This is a genomic window from Rufibacter ruber (genome assembly GCF_001647275.1).
Classification (GTDB): Bacteria; Bacteroidota; Bacteroidia; order Cytophagales; family Hymenobacteraceae; genus Nibribacter; species Nibribacter ruber_C.
The window spans coordinates 70491-86671 of the sequence record NZ_LRMM01000018.1 but is presented as its reverse complement, the minus strand read 5'-3'; the positions used below and the strand labels follow the sequence as shown (position 1 = coordinate 86671).

The following is a 16181-nucleotide window of genomic DNA, read 5'->3' as shown; positions in this document are numbered from 1 at the left end:
GGGTGGTGCATCATGGTCAGGTTGTTAAGGGTAATGCGCGTTACTTCGCCTTTGTTGATTTTTATTTTGTCCGCTTCATTTAATGGCACTCCGTTCAGGCTCCATATGTAGCGCACCATGTTACCGGTTAGGTTCAGCACCATTTCCTTAACCGTTTTATCGGTTGGGAAATCTGTTTTCTCCGGCGATTTTAAGTAATCATAGTTGTATTCAGCAAACATGCCCATGCCGGGCATGCCTTGCTCGCTACTTTCCTGACCCATCCCTGCCATAGGCATTCCGGAGCTTTTGGCTGATTTTCTCATGGAGGCAGTATTCTTCCCATGGTCCATTCCGGAATGGTCCATTCCACTAGCGGACACTGAATCCGTTTTTATTTTCTCCCCCGATTTTTCCATTTCCATCTTGTTTGCCTGCCGGTTTGCTCCTTGGTGGGACATGTTGGCATGGCTTGTTTTAGAGGTGGCCAGAGAATCTTTAGAAACACTCATCCCATCTTTTCTCCTTTTTTGCATCTTGCCCGTATCAGCCGTGCCGTGATTCATTCCGCCCATTTGCCCCATGCCCATCTCTCCTTTCATCTGCATCCCCCATTTGTTCATCATTTCAACAGGTTCTTCCTTTCCCGGATTGAACTTGGAGGCAGGAGCCCCCATTCTCATGTTCATCCCGGCCATTTGCTGCATCATGGCTACTTTATCTGGCCGGGGCACATCTGGCGCGTTAAGGGTATTGCCTTGCCCGAAGAAGGCGCTTGTTTGGCCGGAGCCATCCTGCACGGTAGCCCTTACCTCCATTTTACCGTTTTGCGGAATGGTGACAATGAAATCATAGGTTTCAGCTACGGCAATAAACGTTTTGTTCCGTTGCACAGGCATTACATCCAAACCATCGGCGGCTACCAACAGCGGTTCTTCTCCGCCGAAGGTCAACCAGAATTGGCTGGAGGCGGCGGCATTTATAATGCGTAGCCTTACTTTCTCTCCCGGTGTAAACTCCGGGTATTCCTGCACAGGTTGACCGTTGGTAAGGAAAGCAGGATAGTAAATATCTGCTATATCGGCCCCTTCCATCCGTTGTCGCCAGAAATTAAGCTGTGCCCCCAAGGCACCCCTTGCTATGACCATGCCCAGCGGGGTTGACGTACCTTTCTGTATGTCATAGATTTCTAGCCCGCGTTTCAGGTTCTTCAAGACATTCTTTGGCTTCTCATATGTCCAGTCAGACAGAACCACGACAAAATCTCGGGCGTAGTCCAACGTTTTTTCTTTGGGTTCGATAACAATGGAACCATATACGCCAGACTGTTCCTGCAAGCCGGTGTGGGAGTGGTACCAATAGGTGCCCGCATGCCTTAAGGCAAACTCGTATTTGAGGGTTTTGCCCGGTTCAATGGGAGGTGTGGTAAGGTAAGGGACACCATCCTGGAAATTAGGCAGTAGCAAGCCATGCCAGTGCACGGAAGTTTCCACATCCATCTCATTTTTGACGTATATGACAGCGTAGCCTCCTTCAGGAAACCGCAACGTAGGTCCTGGGATAGACCCGTTTATGGTCAGGCCCATACTCTCTTTACCAGCGATATCTACATTTTTCTGGCTAATGGAGATGTGATAGGTAACGGTATCAGTTTGAGCATTTGTTTCGTTCCCATACAGTAATAATAATATAACTAGTACTGCAACAAGAGGGGTAGATTTTATCATAAAGGACTTATTATAAACGACAAAAACGTCCCTACCAATAAAGGAGAGACGTCTTTTGTCGTATCTAAGATTCTATTAAAGTGCGCTCCGGCAAGCATCTTCACAGGCTTTACAAGCCTCTGCACACTCTAAACAATGCTGCATGTGTTTATGGTTGGCGCATTCGATTCCACATTCCCGGCAAATGTCGGCACAGGCTTGCAAGAGTGTTTTCGCTACCTCTGAATTACGGGCTAGTGCGCTGGCAGTGAGCTTACAGATGTCGGAGCAATCACGGTCCAGGCGAATACAACGAGCCATCATTTTAACATCCTGCTCCTGTAAACAGGCATCGTAACAATGGTCACAGGCAGCAGCACAAGCATTAAGGGCTTGTATAACGGATTGATATTGAGAATTGTGCATAGGGATAATTAGTTATGTTATTTAATTATGTGAACTCTATAGTTTTACCCTATCGGGAGACATATGTTTTTAATTATCCTTGATTAGATTTATATAATTTGGGTATTTCTGTGCTTTTTGAGTAACCTTCACTATCATGGCACCACCGAGAAAAGATGTTTCATCTTTTAATATTTTATCACCATCATCAACAGGGGCATAGGAGCCTTATGATACTTAAGCCAATTATATTGATTAGTAAAAGATTCACTTATAAAGTAATGTGACACAATAAAATACCTATGTGTTTTCTAGGGTTAAATGATGAGAGAAACTATTTGTATAATTTAAGAAAAGACTGATATAATAATGCATATTAATATAGTGGCTATCTCCTGCCTCCCTATTTATGGGCATTTATTGGCTCGAAAACCAAAATTCAGATATTTTAAATCCTTTTTGCTCTATCTGCCCTAAATAACTAGTCTTTGAGCGCTTCGTATAAAACGCTTATCCAAAGAGTATAGCTGTATTCTAATATATTGTGCTACAATAAGCTATACACCAAAGAGGCGATTGGGAATTGGCAAAACACAATTCAGGCTAAAACAACTACTCCAAATGAAAAGCAACCATTATAAGAAGTTCCTTTACATGCTAACAGTCTCGTTTGTAATCATGTACGCGGTAATGTTCTTAAATGTAGACCAAGTAGAACATGTTTATCTAAGTGCTACAAGGGTCTATACTACCTTATTGATGGTAGCGCCTATGGCCGTGGTAATGTTATTGATGATGCGGAACATGTATGAAGATAAAAAGTTAAACATGATAATTTATGCATCAAGCGCTGTAGTGTTTGTTGGGGCCTTGTTCTTTTTAAGAAACCAAGTCTTAGTCGCTGATGAGCAATACATGAAGGCAATGATTCCTCATCACTCTTCCGCCATCATGGTTAGCCAGAAAGCCAATATCAAAGACCCTGAATTGAAAAAACTAGCTGACGAAATTATCAAGTCCCAAGTGAAGGAAATTGCCGAAATGAAGGCTATCCTGAAAAGAATGGATGAAGAATAATTTATTCCCAAACATTGTTCTGATGCTGTTTTCTGAGACAAACCTCCAACAGGGTTATCTTGAACCATGGATGAGAAAGTGAATATCTGTGCTAGAATAAATTCTTCATAAATTTAAAACTGCTACTACGAAAGGTGACATTATACATATCAATCACCTCTGTTTTACCGGCAGTATGTCTTCTTCTTTCCGTAAGATTTACTTTTTAATCTTTAACAATAACTATGAAAAATAACAAGTTTAATTCTAAGTGGGTGGCAATGCTTTGCGGGGCCTCCTTATTCTTTACCGCCTGTAGTCAGAACTCCGGTGAAACGGAAGTGGCCTCCGATATGGAGAAAACAGAAGACCATTCCGGCCACAACATGGAAGCTGGGAAGTCAAATGACATGATGGACCTGATGCACGAGAATATGACGGCAATGCAGGAGGTCAAAATGACCGGAAATCCGGATGTGGATTTTGCCAATTTAATGGCCACCCACCACGAAGGAGCGATTAAGATGGCCCAGGAAGAGGAAAGTAATGGCAGTGACACAATGCTCGTCAATTTGGCTAAAAAGAGCCAGCCGAAGCAAAAAGAGGAGCAGGAAAAACTTAGAAGTTTTGTTCAAAGCAACCAATCTGCTACGGGTGATACTGCTGCTACCATGAAGATGATGCAGCCCATGAAAAGCATGATGGCCAACATGAACCATAATATGGCTGGTACCACCGACCATCATTTTGCGAGCCTTATGAGCATGCACCACCAAAGTGGAATAGATATGGTTAAAGCTTATCTGCCTCAGGCGAAGGCATCGGAAATAAAAGCCATGGCTCAGAAAATCATGGATGAGCAGCAAAAGGAAAAGCAGGAGTTGGATGCGTGGCTGCAGGAGCATCCGCAATAGCAAGAATTACTTCATTGCCTATACATTGTTTTATAAAGGAGAACCTTCAAGTGAGGTTCTCCTTTATAAATTTATGGGTGTTTCAATTTAGATTTACAATTCATCCCCGCTTAGGCCCACTACCCTAAGTATCTCTGCCTGAAAGCCTGCTTCCTGAACGGCATTCTCTATGGCCTGAGGATTTAAATCTTTGCCGGAAACACTCAGCACATTTTCTTCTGTTTCTGTATCTACTTGCCAATTGGATATACTCTTGATTTTTTCCAGATAGGGGGCAACTTTCGTTACATCGCTTTGATTACCCATGGTGGTTTTGAATTTTATGATTTCCATACTATTTCAGACTTTACATTAATGATATAATTCTTACTTAGGACTACCAGGAGAGTTTCCAATTGAAGGGCTTTTTGCCTTTTCAGCCTTCAAAACGCGTTATTATTTTAAAGTATAAAACTGCGGTTAATTAGGTTGCTAAACGTTGCCCACTATGGGGTTTAAAGAATTGTTACCCAACAATATCTTTTGTCGGATAAACTTCCTGCCAGGACCAACCATCGCTCCCCAAAAGGGCAGTGAGAATATTCCGGTTATCCTGTTGCTGCTGGCCATTGCCTTGGTTTATACTAGCTTCTTGTTTAACTGGAATCCCTGACTGCAGCAGGGGGGCGAGTTCTGGAGAGGGAGGATACTTTTGGCTGGTTTCTTCTTGTATAAAGTTTTTCTTCACTAAGCTAAAATAAGTATCCAGGGCGGTGCGCAACATGGTCATTTTTACTTCATCTAAGGTTACTTCCGTAGAAACCACCTGTCTAAGGAGATAATAAACTTCTTCTAACATCACTACCTGTACAATGATGGCCTGTTTTGGTTCTTTGTTGTGGAAGTAGTGAATGATGGGATAGGAATGATGGTTAAGGGTGTGCTTTATAAGCATCTGGCACATGTTCGGGACACAATCAAAGAAGGAAGAAAAGTTTCCCCCGTTCCAGCTCTTTATCACCATTTCCTGGGGTGTCCTTCCCATGCTGCTGATATACAAACTTAGGTTGCTTTGCAGGTTTACCGCCGATAAAACCGGCAAAAAATATGTAATGGAGGTTGTTATAAAAACCAGCCCCGTGAATGCCATCGAACTAGTGAGTATCCGCCAACTGTTGGAGGAGGCTACAAAATCACCCACACCCAAGGTTGATAGGGTAAACCCGGCATAGTACAGCTTTTCTAAGGCCATAGCGTTTTCTCTAGATGTGCTGTTTATGATGGAGTCCCCATCTGATAAAAGCAAAAGAAAAAAACCTGCCCACAAGCCAATAATCCAGACCAGAAGTACCATTATTAAGACGGCAGGGCCCGCGAATTCTAAAACAGTGGATTTTCCGTTCCGGCCAGACATTGAGAAAAATAATTTCCAAACAGCTTTTGAAATTCTATTTGTAATCACACCTCCCCCTTTTGTGGATAGAGTAGTTTTGATTATGTCTACCGTAGTAATAATGAAAATAGAAGTTCCAGAAAGCAGATACAGAATATTCATAAGTGTTTAGGTTATAACCATGGTTCTTTTCTATTTCTAGTACAATTGGTCAAGTGTCTGGCGGCCTCTAAGCTGAAGTTTCTTATACTCGGAAGGGGTAAAGCCGGTGACAGATTTAAATTGCTTGGAGAGATGGCTTAGGCTGCTGTAGTGCAACTTTGAGGCTATTTCTCCCAGAGACAATTCTTCATAGTCTAGTTGAGCCTTGATATACTCTATCTTTTGAAGAATGATGTACTTTTCAATGGTGATACTCTCCATTGATGAAAATGCATGGCTTAGGGTGCTGTAATCTTTTCCGATGGTTTGGGCCAAGTAAGTTGAATAGTTAGAAGTGATTTTTTCTTCCTTATAGTGAACTGCGTCAATAATCAAAGTTTTTATCCGCTCTACCAACTTTGCTTTCTTTTCTTCCAGCAATTCAAATCCATAATCATTTAAGAATTCATTCACCTTTTCCTTCTCGGCAGGCTCCAATGGACGCTCCAAATCTACATGGCCCAGATGAACCTCAATTACCGGAAGATTCAGAAGAGTTAACTGCTCTTTTATAATCCGGATGCAGCGAGGACACACCATGTTCTTGATGCATATGGTGGTTTTGGTATCATCGGTTTGGAGTTCCATAATAATAAATTACACTATTGATAAAAATATTTGATTCTCTGGATTAGAGCAGAAGGAGCTTTAGGCACTTTAACTTTTAAAAGCTGATTAATAAGGTTCTAAAGGGAAATAGGAATAGAGACGGTCAATTTCTCCCACCTCATAATAATACTCCCGTTTTTCTCTCCTTCGGGTCTAATCTCGTAGCGTAGGCGTTCCTGATGCTGACTGGTTTCAGGCTGCACCGAAAGTCTGACTACATCTTCCATTTCAGAATACTCATCTGCCAGATGCTGCTCCCACTTCTTATTTAATATCACCGTCCACCCTTGTTTACCAGGTATGGTAAACAAGGCATATTGACCAGCAGGTATTTTTTGGCCTCCTATGACGATAGGGCCATCCGTTTGTAAGCTAGTAGCGGAATGGGCCCCGGTCACCCAAACTTGGTCATAAGCCACCAGACCGCCCCACACCACCCGATTCCGGACGGCAGGTGAATGGTAGTCTATTCGTAGGTTTACAGAACCTATTTTCCCTGTAGCCACTGCTTTCAAGCTCCCTTTGAGGGTGTCGGGTTCAGGTTGTTCCGCTATGGTGACAGCATCCTCTGCTTTCGACTGAGGGGCGGCGGGTGAAGTTGTCGGGTTATCTCTTTCTTGTGCTTGTTCTGAGTTGGAATTCTGGTTACAGAACATCAAGGAAAAGCTGAAGACGGTAAGAACAAAATAGATGGTTACTTTCTGTATCATGATAACTTGTTAGGTGATTTGTATAAATATCTTTAATGGTGCTGCTCCAGGAATTTTCCCTGCGGACCTACGCCCTCAATGTGAACTAGCTGGGCACCGTAATGGCCTGCCATGCTAACCGCATACCCGGCACCAATCAGGATAACGGCAGCTATGGCGATGCTCCAGCGTTTCCCTTTGAATACCAGCACGCTTAGAAGTTGGGCCACTAACCCAATGCCGGCCAGGTAAACTGTGTAATCCGCGTATTTGTCGTGCTGCTCCAAAACGAGTTCCGCGTGGGCGGAGAGCCCCGAAGTGTGCGGATGCGACCAGTACGAGGAGGCATAAGCCGTCACAAAGCCTACCAGTACCATAATGGTCACCGCCCAATTCAGCTCCTTTTTCCGGAACAGGATATTGACGAATTGCATGGCCGCCGCAATCATCAGCAGCATAATAGGGAAATGGACAATCAGGGGATGGATGTGCGGAAAGTCAGCCAAAGACGCATGTACTTCCCCTGGATTGGCTACGTGTCCCGCATGTTCTGCCGGGGTAACGTCTTTAAGAACAACCGTATCGCGAGAATCTTCTGGTTCTTGTCTGGAGGAGTCAGCTTGGGGAGCCTTAGCTTTTTCCTTGTGCTTTTCCCCACCGTGGGCTATCACGGTTCGGGGACTTAAAGCAACGGATATAAATAAAAAGCACAGCAGGAAAAGAAAGGTGTTGAAAGGTCTCATATTTTAAATCGGGTTTAGTATTCGTGAGATAGATATTATTGCCGGATTGCAAGTCCGTTCGGTTTTTTCCCCACCGGAACCGTGGCGGTAACGGAATGGTCGGATACTCTGATGACGGAGACTGTTCCCGCTCCTTGGTTGGTGACGTAAGCTGTTGCGCCATCCTGGGAAAAGGCGATGGCGTGCGCATCGGCTCCTGTGGCGATATGGCCTTGTAGAGCCCACAGGCTGTTGTTTTGCGTGTAGTAAGCGATTTGGCCATTGGTTGCATCGCTAACCCAAAGTTCTTGTTTGGAGGGGTGGTATGCCACGTAGCCCGGTTTGAAGCCTAGGTGAATGGTTTCTGTAATCGCACCTGAGGCTACGGCTATCTCCGTAACGGTTTGGTCGGTTTCATTGTCCACGTACATGAAGCCATTTGCGCCCGGCCAGGCCCCAACCGGGTCCTTGCCCACCGCCACGGTGGCCAACACCATTTTGGTGTCCGGGTTAATAATGGAGACAGTGGCATCCAGGGTATTTGCGGCGTAGGCTCTCGTGCCGTCAGACGAAAAGGTGACCTCGGACAATCCTCTTCCAACGTTGATGGTGTTTTTGAGGCTCCAGTTACCGGTGTTGAAAACCAACACTTGGCTTTGCTGCTCATCCTCCTGGGCAATCCATAACTCAGAGCCGTTCGCATTGAAAATCCCATTGTGCGGCATTCTGGGTAGCAGTATCTCTTTTTCGATTTTCCCGGTGTAACTATTCAACACGATTACTTTGAACCCATCCATCCCACTCATACCGCCTGAGTCATGGCCACCGCTTAAATCGGTACTGGTAATGGCTACGGCCAGCTTCGTTTTATCGGGGCTTAAATTGATGTGGTGCGGGAAGGTGGCCCCATTCAAAGAAATCTGCGCTTTCTGGGAGAGGTCAAGTAAATTAAGCACCTCTATATTGTTTGATTCCCCATTCACTACATAAGCCGCCGGATAATCAATATTCATTCCTTCCCCACCGCCCATATCATCCATTCCGTCCATGTCATCTTCGGTATGAAAGTTACAGGCCGAAAAACCGAACAGTAAAAAGGCTATGAAAAGTGGTTTTTGCATATTGTAAAGCATGGTCTCCTGAGTTTTAATTTGAATTTTAATGATTATGACCGCTCATCTGGTCCGTGCCATTTTTTAATACATATTCGCTGTAGAGTAAGTAGGCCCCAGTTACCACTACTGTATCGTTCGGACTTAACCCGTTGGTGATGGCTACCTGATTCGCGCTTTCGGCCCCTAGGGTAACCATTTTAGAGTTGAAGGTATTCTCCCCCGTTTTCACCCAGACGTGCGCCCCGCGGGCATCCCGTATGACGGCATCGAGTGGCAGGGTCAGTGCCTGGTTTTCCGGAGCAGGAAGGGTAATGGTAGCCTGGGTGCCAGGTATCAGTTGCCCATTCGGGTTTGGCAGTTTTGCCCGTGCTACCACCACTTGGCTGTTTTGGCGAAATTCCGGGTTTATGAAAGTAATCTTGGTTTGAATCGGAGCCGGTGCGCCGGATACCGTGACCACTACGGGGGTGCCGACCTGTAACTGCCCTGCTTCCTGCGCATAGAGTTCAGCTTCCACCCAAATGGTAGAAAAGCGGTTCAGTCGGTAAAGCAAGCTGCCTTCAGCCACATAAGCACCTTCGGCAGCAGCTATCTCCGTGACGATACCGGAGGCTGGGGCCAGGAACGTGATACGGGCATCTAATTTCCTGGAGCGGGCTATCTGATTTACCTGGGCTTTTGATAAGCCCATTAGCAGGAGCTTGGTTCTGGCAGCCTCAAGGATAGAGGCAAATTGCTTCCCCTCCGGAAACGCTTTCACCTGGTCCAAGGCCAATAAGTATTCCTGCTCCAGCGTCAGCAAGGATTCACTGTACAAGTCATAGAGCGGTTGGCCTTTTTGGATAGGTCGGCCTGTTTCTTTGACATATAGCCTTTCCACACGACCGGCGGCACGGCTACTGATTAAATCGGCCTGCGTTTGGTCCACTGCTAGCCTGCCGGTAAGGATTGTGTTGCCTCCTACCTGCCCCATCTGAACAGGCCGGGTGGTTATGTTTCCCAGCTTCATTTGGGTTTCGCTCAGCATGATGCTTCCGGCATTCTTTTCAGCGGCAGTTTGCGCTTTAACCGGCACCAAGTCCATTCCGCATATCGGGCAAGAACCGGGGGTGCTTTCCACAATTTGCGGATGCATGGGACAGGTGTAAGTGGTTTCTGCCCCTACAGCCCCAGAACTGGCATTCTCATCTTTGCTTGTGCAAGCGACTAAGGAAAGAGCCACGAGCCAGACTATTGCTATATTTAGTGTCTTTTTCATCTATTATTATCTGCTACCCGAATAAAACTTTCGCTGTCCACCAGGAATTGCGCATTGACCGCTATCGTATCTTGGGCACTCAGGCCGGATAATATCTCCACCATGCCATCCGCCGAACCGCCAATACGAACACTAATAGGTTTAAAACCCCCATTGTTATTGAGGAAAGCCACTGATTGCGTACCTATGTCCAGCACGGCCTCCTTGGGTACCCATAGCGACATACCGGTGTTGTATGTAACTTTCCCGGTGATTAGCTGACCAATCAAGGTGGATGTATTCCCGGCAGGGAGGGAGGCCCGAACCTGTGCGAAGTTCTCCCCTGCTTCGTAAACAGGTTCTACCAGATTTACCTCCGACTGCACCGTTTTATCCGGCAGCTGGTTGAAGGTGATGGAGATTGGGGTACCTTTCTTAAGTTGCCCGGCTTGGCTGCTAGGTATATTGAACTGGGCCCATACCTGAGAAGCATCAATCACTTTTAATAAAGCCTGCCCCGTGCTCACGTACATGCCCTCCCGGATGGAGAAACCGCCGCTCGGTACGGGGGGTGACGTGCTGCTGCCTGTTCCCGTGGCACCGCCTCCCATTCCTCCCATGCCGCCGCCCGTTGCCGGGGCCGCGGGTGCCGCGGTTGCTACGGGAGAAGGACTGGCTGCTACGGCAGGGTCAAGCACGTAACCGGAATAGGGGCTATACACAGAAAAAGTATAGGTCTCCCGCCCGCTTCGGATTAATTGCTCTACTTGGCCAGCGGTTGCGCCAAGGAGCCGCAACTTTTGTTTCGCCCCATTAATCAGGGAAGAGTTGCTCGGGTCGTTTTCAAGCAGGTAAAGCAATTCTTTCTGAGCCGTCACTAGTTCCGGGCTATAGATATCATATAGTTTCTGCCCTTTGCGGATAGGCTGGAAATTAAACTGTACATAGAGTTTTTCAATCCGTCCCCCAAACCGGGCCGGGATGATGTACTGCCGCCGGGTATCGTAGGTCACCACGCCGCTCATAGTGATTTCCTGTTGTACCTGCTTTTGAACAGGTTGTGCGGTTTCTATGCCGGAAACCACCGCCTGGTTCGCGGGTTGCAGCAAATATTCCAAATCTGAGGAAATGGCGATGGCGGGGGCATCTGCGGTTTGCTTCGCTACCAAGTCCATGCCGCAGATAGGGCATGAACCAGGCTCATCGCGGACAATCTGCGGGTGCATCGGGCACGTGTATTGAATGTCATTGGCCGCTTCTGCACCATCCCCGGCTTCATTACAGCCTGTAAAGGAAAAGGGCAGCAGCAGTACCAGCAGCCACAGTAATTTATTTTTCCAGCTCTTTCTCATAATTTACTCCAATCAGGTACAATTGCTCCAGGTTGTTGAGGTATTCCATCTGGGCCATGTTCAGCGCTTCCCATGCATCGATTACCAGCGGCAATTGGCTTGTGTTCTGTTCATAGCTGAGCATGGTGGTTTCATAATTGCGGCGCAGAGCCGGGATGATTTTGGTTTCGTAGTTCCGCACCTGGGTTTGCTTGGTCTGCAACTCCTGAGCCATGGTGGCCACCATGGCTTGGGCCTCGTTCAACAGGCTCTCCCGGCCTTTTTGCATCCCTTGGATTTCAAAGTCCATGGCTTTGATGTTGGATTTATACATCTTCGAGGACCAAGGGGCAATAGGAATTGACACCATCCCCATTAATGTGAAAGACTGGGGCATCATCCTGTCGCGCGGCATCATGTTCTCAAAGCGTAACCCAAAATCCGGCTTGCGTTGCATGTTCTCCAACCGGAGGTTGAGGCGCATGGATTCGATGGTACGGTCCAGTTGCCGGATATCGCTACGGGCGGCGCTTAAATAGGCGGTGTCCGGTAAAATTGTCGGTTTCGGTGCCTGTGCGGTGGTATCTATTCGGAAACGGGTGTCCGGGGGCAGGTTCATCAGCATGTTCAGTTGGATGTTCATCCTGATGATTTCGCTGTCATTCATTACCAGCATATTCTCCACTCCCCCTAACCGGCCCTCGGCTTTGTAGATACTGCCCAATGAACTTTGGTTGTAGGGATAGCGGACTTTGCCCAATTTGAGCATGAATTGCATGATGCGCTGGTTTTCGAGCAGCACAGATTTCTTTTTCTCCAGCACGACCCATTGGTAATAGGCTGTCTTTGCCTGTGCTCTCAGCTGGTTGAAGGCTTTGTCGCGCCCAGCCTCTTCGATAGCCGCCTTTGAAAGTTGGTATTTTTCCCTAGCCCGTAATTTGGCGGGGTTTGTAATTTCCTGCTCCACCGCCGTCATGAACATAGCGTCGTCCTGTCCTTCCATCTCCATTTGCCCCGGATAGGGATACATGAAAACACCGGCTCCCACCATAGGGGCCATCTGGCTACGGGCACCTTCTGCCATGGCATTCTGCGCCTTTGCCCGGCTTTCAAACTCCCGCAGCATCGGATTGCTGCGGGAGATGCGCTGCAGCACAGAGTCCAATGGTAGTACCGGTGACTGCCCTTGGGCTACCAAGCCCATCAGCAGCAGGGCGGCCGTGGTATATAGTTTAATGCTTAACATCGTAAATCTCTATTTTTCCGTGTTTTTTCAATTCATACTCCTTCGTCATTTCAAACACCACGGGAGTCACCAGCAAAATATGGATGGAGGAGGTAAAAACCCCGCCAATCAGGGGCAGGACGATAGGCAGCATCACGTCCGTGCCTACGCCGGTCGCCCACAGCACCGGAATCAAACCGAAGAGCGAAACAGAAACCGTCATTATTTTCGGGCGCAGGCGCTTGGCGGCTCCCATGAATACATACTCCCGGATGTCGTGCTTTGTAATCGTTTGGCTTGTGTTGCCTTTATCGGCTACCATCTGGTTCATGGCTTCGTTCAGGTATACCACCATCACCATAGCCGTCTCCACAGCCAACCCAAACAAGGCGATAAAACCCACCGCTACTGCCACCGATAGATTGATGCCATAGAAGTACACGATGAAAACCCCTCCTATCAGGGCGAATGGGATGGTGACCAGGTTCAGAAGCGCTTCTTTAAGGGATTGGAAGGAGAAGTAGAGAATCAGGAAGATGATAATCAATACCAGCGGAATAATGATTTTCAAGGTTTGGTTTGCCCGAATCTGATTTTCCCACTGGCCGCTCCATTCGAGGCGGTAGCCATTGGGCAAATCGGTGAATTCACTGTTTAACTTCTTGATGGCTTCCTGCACGGTACTGCCAACATCCCGGTCCCGCACATTAAATAGTACGGCTCCCCGCAGCTGGGCATTTTCCGAGGCAATCATAGGAGGGCCATCCACGAAACGCACATCGGCCACCGCCGAGAGCGGAACCGTGCCTGCCGTCCCGGTCTGCAAGGGAATGCGCCGGATACGGTCGAGACTGTTGCGGTACTCCTGAGCCAGGCGCAGGTTGATGGAGAAGCGTTGCCGGCCTTCAACGGTATTGCCTATGGGCAGCCCGCCGAGGGCAGATTCCACAATGGCATTAACGTCATCCACAGAAAGGCCATAGCGGCCCAGCTCTTCGCGCCTGGTCTGGATTTCCAGGTATTTACCTCCGGTTACCGGTTCAACGTATAAATCCTTTACCCCTGGAATATCCTGCAAGGCGTTTCGCACCCTTTGGGAAACCGTGGCGATGGTATCAAGGCTTTGACCGTACACCTTTACCCCCACATCGGTTCGGATACCGGTAGCCAGCATGTTGATGCGGTTGATGATGGGTTGCGTCCAACCGTTAATCACCCCCGGAATCTGGAGCTTCTGGTCAAGCTCCTCAATGATTTTGGCTTTGGTCATACCATCGCGCCATTCGGATTCGGGCTTCAGTTGAATGATGGTTTCAATCATGCTAATGGGCGAGTTGTCAGTAGCCGTACTCGCTCTCCCGGCCTTGCCCAATACCTGGTCTACTTCCGGCATCGATTTGATAATCTTATCCTGCACCTGCAGAATGCGCTTGGCCTCGGAGTTGGAAATATCCGGAAGGGTGACCGGCATGAACAAAATTGAGCTTTCATCCAGAGGCGGCATAAATTCGGAGCCCAGGCTCAGCAACATGGGGATGCTGACTAGCAGGGCAAGGATGTTAATTCCGATGGTGGTCTTCCGCCAGTTGAGGCACCAGCGCAAAATGGGGCTATACACCCGCTCCAGCCCTCGGTTGATAGGATTGCTGTTCTCTGGCTTGAACTTGCCTTTGAGGAAAAGCGAAAGCAGCACCGGGGTAACCGTAATGGCCACGAAGGCATCCACGATGAGTATAAATGTTTTCGTCCAAGCCAAGGGGCTGAACAATTTCCCCTCCTGCCCGGTCAGCAAGAAAACCGGGAGAAAAGAGGTGATAATGATAATCGTACTCCAAAACACGCTGGGGCCAACTTGTTTGGAAGCTTTTTCTATAATTGAAAGACGCGTTTCCTTATCCATGGTTTTCTTTGGTTTGGGCCTCGGCCAAGTGCCGGTAAGCATTTTCGACCATCACAATGGCATCATCCACAATCACCCCGACAGACAGGGCGATTCCTGTAAGGGACATGATGTTGGAGGAAATATCGAAGGCATTCAATAGGATGAACCCAATGGCAATCGACAAGGGCAGTTGGATGATGATTATCAAGGCGCTGCGCCAATGGAACAGAAAGATGAAAACGATGGCGGAGGCCACCAGCATTTCCTCAATCAGCGTAGTTTTCACGGAATTCACTGATTCATTAATCAGTCCGCTCCGGTCATAGACAATGTTAAACTTCACGCCTTTGGGCAGACCGGCAGACACCTCTTCCATTTTGGTCTTCACATTCGCAATCACCTCGGCGGCGTTTTCCCCATACCGCATCACCACAATACCCCCCACCGCTTCTCCTTCGCCGTTGATGTCAAAAATCCCAAGGCGGCTTTCCCCGGTCATCTGCACCGTGGCAATGTCACTTACCTGGACAGGGATGGTATTCTGGGTGACAATAGGGATATTCTCTATCTCCTCAGTTGATTTGAGGTACCCGGTCGTTTTGATGATGTAGCCGATGTCGCTCATCTCGAATTTGCGTCCGCCGCTCTCGTTGTTGTTGGCCCTCACCGCCGCCATTACCTGCGGTACCGATAGATTGTAGTAGGTAAGCTTGTTGGGGTCCACGGTTATCTGATACTGCTTCTGAAATCCCCCGAAGGAGGCGATTTCGCTCACTCCTTCCACATTTTGCAGCGCGAACTTAACGTACCAATCCTGAATGGCGCGTTGCTCTCCTAAATCCATGCCTGGGGCATCCAGCGTGTACCATAGGATATGCCCTACCCCCGTACCATCGGGCCCTAAGGTAGGGACGGCTCCTTCGGGCAGTAAGCGGTTTGCGTAGTTTAGGCGTTCCAACACCCGTTCGCGGGCCCAGTAAATGTCGGTTTTGTCCTCAAAAATGACATAGATGAAACTCATGCCGAACATGGATACGCCGCGCACATATTTTACCTGAGGCATGCCCTGCAGGTTTGTCACTAAGGGATAGGTAACCTGGTCTTCGATGATTTGCGGGCTGCGCCCCATCCACTCCGTGAAAACAATTACCTGGTTTTCCGATAAATCCGGAATCGCATCTACTTTATTAGTGCTGACTGAATAGAGGCCCCACCCGAATAAACCTGCTGCTATCAGCAGCACGACCATGCGGTTGCGCAGGGAAAAAGATATTAATTTACCTATCATAGCCTGTGATGGATTTCCCTCCCGGTCTTGGTAGCCGGGAGGGAAAAGTTAAAAATTAATGCTGCTCGCCTGCTTCGTGCTGATGGCCAGCAGTCGTATCCTGCTGTTCACCGGCTTTCGCCTCTTCCAGGAACATACCGCATTTGGGGCATTTGCCGGGCTCATCGCTTACCACTTCCGGGTGCATGGGGCAGGTGTAGGTCACTCCTGCAACGGCCTGTTTGGTTTCAGTCTGCTCTGTGGTATTCTGTTTGGTTTCGCCGCTATCACAGGCAGAGAACAGGGTTAAACCAAGGATGGATAAGCCGATGCTTAATACAATCGCTTTCATAAAAGGAAAATGTTTAAAGTAAATGAAAATGTTATTTCCTCTGAGAAGTTACCCCAAGCCAATAGGCCTACCGATACTCCTGCCAAGGCAAGGTTATGCTTATGGACTGTGTAACAGCA

General features: G+C 47.8%; 16 protein-coding genes. 2 read left to right on the top strand and 14 right to left on the bottom strand.

Going from position 1 to position 16181, the window contains the following annotated elements; translation table 11 throughout:
- Together A8O25_RS09395 and A8O25_RS22480 are read right to left on the bottom strand one after the other, a co-directional pair.
- Positions 1–1706: multicopper oxidase domain-containing protein (locus A8O25_RS09395; RefSeq protein ID WP_153042677.1), on the bottom strand; the 1706-nt coding region annotated here is incomplete at its 3' end.
- A gap of 75 nt (positions 1707–1781) precedes the next feature.
- Positions 1782–2111, bottom strand: coding sequence for a four-helix bundle copper-binding protein (locus tag A8O25_RS22480; protein WP_074987960.1), 330 nt, complete (start codon positions 2109–2111; stop codon positions 1782–1784).
- Between the two features lie 600 nt (positions 2112–2711).
- Here A8O25_RS22480 and A8O25_RS09390 point away from each other — a divergent pair.
- Both A8O25_RS09390 and A8O25_RS09385 read left to right on the top strand, forming a co-directional pair.
- Positions 2712–3167 carry a DUF305 domain-containing protein gene (locus A8O25_RS09390; protein ID WP_066834026.1) on the top strand — a complete coding sequence of 152 codons (456 nt, stop codon included), beginning with the start codon at positions 2712–2714 and terminating at the stop codon, positions 3165–3167.
- Between the two features lie 224 nt (positions 3168–3391).
- Positions 3392–4060 (top strand): DUF305 domain-containing protein, encoded by a 669-nt coding sequence (locus A8O25_RS09385; RefSeq protein WP_082893544.1) that lies wholly within the window; start codon positions 3392–3394, stop codon positions 4058–4060.
- A gap of 93 nt (positions 4061–4153) precedes the next feature.
- On the opposite strand, the gene A8O25_RS09380 is transcribed toward A8O25_RS09385, so the two are convergent.
- The 12 genes from A8O25_RS09380 to A8O25_RS23395 all read right to left on the bottom strand — a co-directional run bounded on the left by A8O25_RS09380 (position 4154) and on the right by A8O25_RS23395 (position 16062).
- Positions 4154–4393: a heavy-metal-associated domain-containing protein gene (locus A8O25_RS09380; RefSeq protein WP_066834024.1), complete on the bottom strand. Its 240-nt coding sequence runs from the start codon at positions 4391–4393 to the stop codon at positions 4154–4156.
- A gap of 172 nt (positions 4394–4565) precedes the next feature.
- Complete coding sequence (locus A8O25_RS09375) at positions 4566–5594, bottom strand: potassium channel family protein (RefSeq protein ID WP_066834023.1); 1029 nt, start codon at positions 5592–5594, stop codon at positions 4566–4568.
- A gap of 36 nt (positions 5595–5630) precedes the next feature.
- On the bottom strand, positions 5631–6221 hold the full coding sequence (locus A8O25_RS09370; protein WP_066834022.1) for a helix-turn-helix domain-containing protein: 591 nt from the start codon (positions 6219–6221) through the stop codon (positions 5631–5633).
- 98 nt (positions 6222–6319) lie between these two features.
- A complete protein-coding gene (locus A8O25_RS09365; RefSeq protein ID WP_066834020.1) occupies positions 6320–6952 on the bottom strand; it encodes a DUF2911 domain-containing protein in 633 nt (210 codons plus the stop codon).
- Between the two features lie 32 nt (positions 6953–6984).
- Positions 6985–7602, bottom strand: coding sequence for a DUF2231 domain-containing protein (locus A8O25_RS09360; RefSeq protein WP_241498975.1), 618 nt, complete (start codon positions 7600–7602; stop codon positions 6985–6987).
- A 107-nt stretch (positions 7603–7709) separates the two neighbouring features.
- Positions 7710–8774, bottom strand: a complete 1065-nt coding sequence (locus A8O25_RS09355; protein ID WP_161947726.1) for a YncE family protein — start codon at positions 8772–8774, stop codon at positions 7710–7712.
- Between the two features lie 37 nt (positions 8775–8811).
- Complete coding sequence (locus A8O25_RS09350) at positions 8812–9903, bottom strand: efflux RND transporter periplasmic adaptor subunit (RefSeq protein WP_153042678.1); 1092 nt, start codon at positions 9901–9903, stop codon at positions 8812–8814.
- Between the two features lie 119 nt (positions 9904–10022).
- Positions 10023–11357, bottom strand: a complete 1335-nt coding sequence (locus A8O25_RS09345; RefSeq protein WP_066834007.1) for a heavy metal-binding domain-containing protein — start codon at positions 11355–11357, stop codon at positions 10023–10025.
- Entirely contained in the window at positions 11335–12582 is a 1248-nt protein-coding gene (locus A8O25_RS09340; protein WP_066834004.1) for a TolC family protein, read from the bottom strand. The genes A8O25_RS09345 and A8O25_RS09340 overlap by 23 nt, the downstream gene beginning before the upstream one ends.
- Positions 12569–14461: an efflux RND transporter permease subunit gene (locus tag A8O25_RS24105; RefSeq protein ID WP_193788620.1), complete on the bottom strand. Its 1893-nt coding sequence runs from the start codon at positions 14459–14461 to the stop codon at positions 12569–12571. The genes A8O25_RS09340 and A8O25_RS24105 overlap by 14 nt, the downstream gene beginning before the upstream one ends.
- Positions 14454–15731 carry an efflux RND transporter permease subunit gene (locus A8O25_RS24100; RefSeq protein ID WP_066833998.1) on the bottom strand — a complete coding sequence of 426 codons (1278 nt, stop codon included), beginning with the start codon at positions 15729–15731 and terminating at the stop codon, positions 14454–14456. Before A8O25_RS24100 ends, A8O25_RS24105 begins: the two co-directional genes overlap by 8 nt.
- Positions 15732–15786: 55 nt before the next feature.
- Entirely contained in the window at positions 15787–16062 is a 276-nt protein-coding gene (locus A8O25_RS23395; protein WP_066833996.1) for a heavy metal-binding domain-containing protein, read from the bottom strand.
- Positions 16063–16181: the final 119 nt, after the last annotated feature.

Bases quoted from the DNA above. Each gene is read 5' to 3' on its own strand.
- A8O25_RS22480 (WP_074987960.1), bottom strand. From the start codon at position 2,111: ATGCACAATTCTCAATATCAATCCGTTATACAAGCCCTTAATGCTTGT.
- A8O25_RS09390 (WP_066834026.1), top strand. From the start codon at position 2,712: ATGAAAAGCAACCATTATAAGAAGTTCCTTTACATGCTAACAGTCTCG.
- A8O25_RS09385 (WP_082893544.1), top strand. From the start codon at position 3,392: ATGAAAAATAACAAGTTTAATTCTAAGTGGGTGGCAATGCTTTGCGGG.
- A8O25_RS09380 (WP_066834024.1), bottom strand. From the start codon at position 4,393: ATGGAAATCATAAAATTCAAAACCACCATGGGTAATCAAAGCGATGTA.
- A8O25_RS09375 (WP_066834023.1), bottom strand. From the start codon at position 5,594: ATGAATATTCTGTATCTGCTTTCTGGAACTTCTATTTTCATTATTACT.
- A8O25_RS09370 (WP_066834022.1), bottom strand. From the start codon at position 6,221: ATGGAACTCCAAACCGATGATACCAAAACCACCATATGCATCAAGAAC.
- A8O25_RS09365 (WP_066834020.1), bottom strand. From the start codon at position 6,952: ATGATACAGAAAGTAACCATCTATTTTGTTCTTACCGTCTTCAGCTTT.
- A8O25_RS09355 (WP_161947726.1), bottom strand. From the start codon at position 8,774: ATGCAAAAACCACTTTTCATAGCCTTTTTACTGTTCGGTTTTTCGGCC.
- A8O25_RS09350 (WP_153042678.1), bottom strand. From the start codon at position 9,903: ATGCATCCGCAAATTGTGGAAAGCACCCCCGGTTCTTGCCCGATATGC.
- A8O25_RS09345 (WP_066834007.1), bottom strand. From the start codon at position 11,357: ATGAGAAAGAGCTGGAAAAATAAATTACTGTGGCTGCTGGTACTGCTG.
- A8O25_RS09340 (WP_066834004.1), bottom strand. From the start codon at position 12,582: ATGTTAAGCATTAAACTATATACCACGGCCGCCCTGCTGCTGATGGGC.
- A8O25_RS24105 (WP_193788620.1), bottom strand. From the start codon at position 14,461: ATGGATAAGGAAACGCGTCTTTCAATTATAGAAAAAGCTTCCAAACAA.
- A8O25_RS24100 (WP_066833998.1), bottom strand. From the start codon at position 15,731: ATGATAGGTAAATTAATATCTTTTTCCCTGCGCAACCGCATGGTCGTG.
- A8O25_RS23395 (WP_066833996.1), bottom strand. From the start codon at position 16,062: ATGAAAGCGATTGTATTAAGCATCGGCTTATCCATCCTTGGTTTAACC.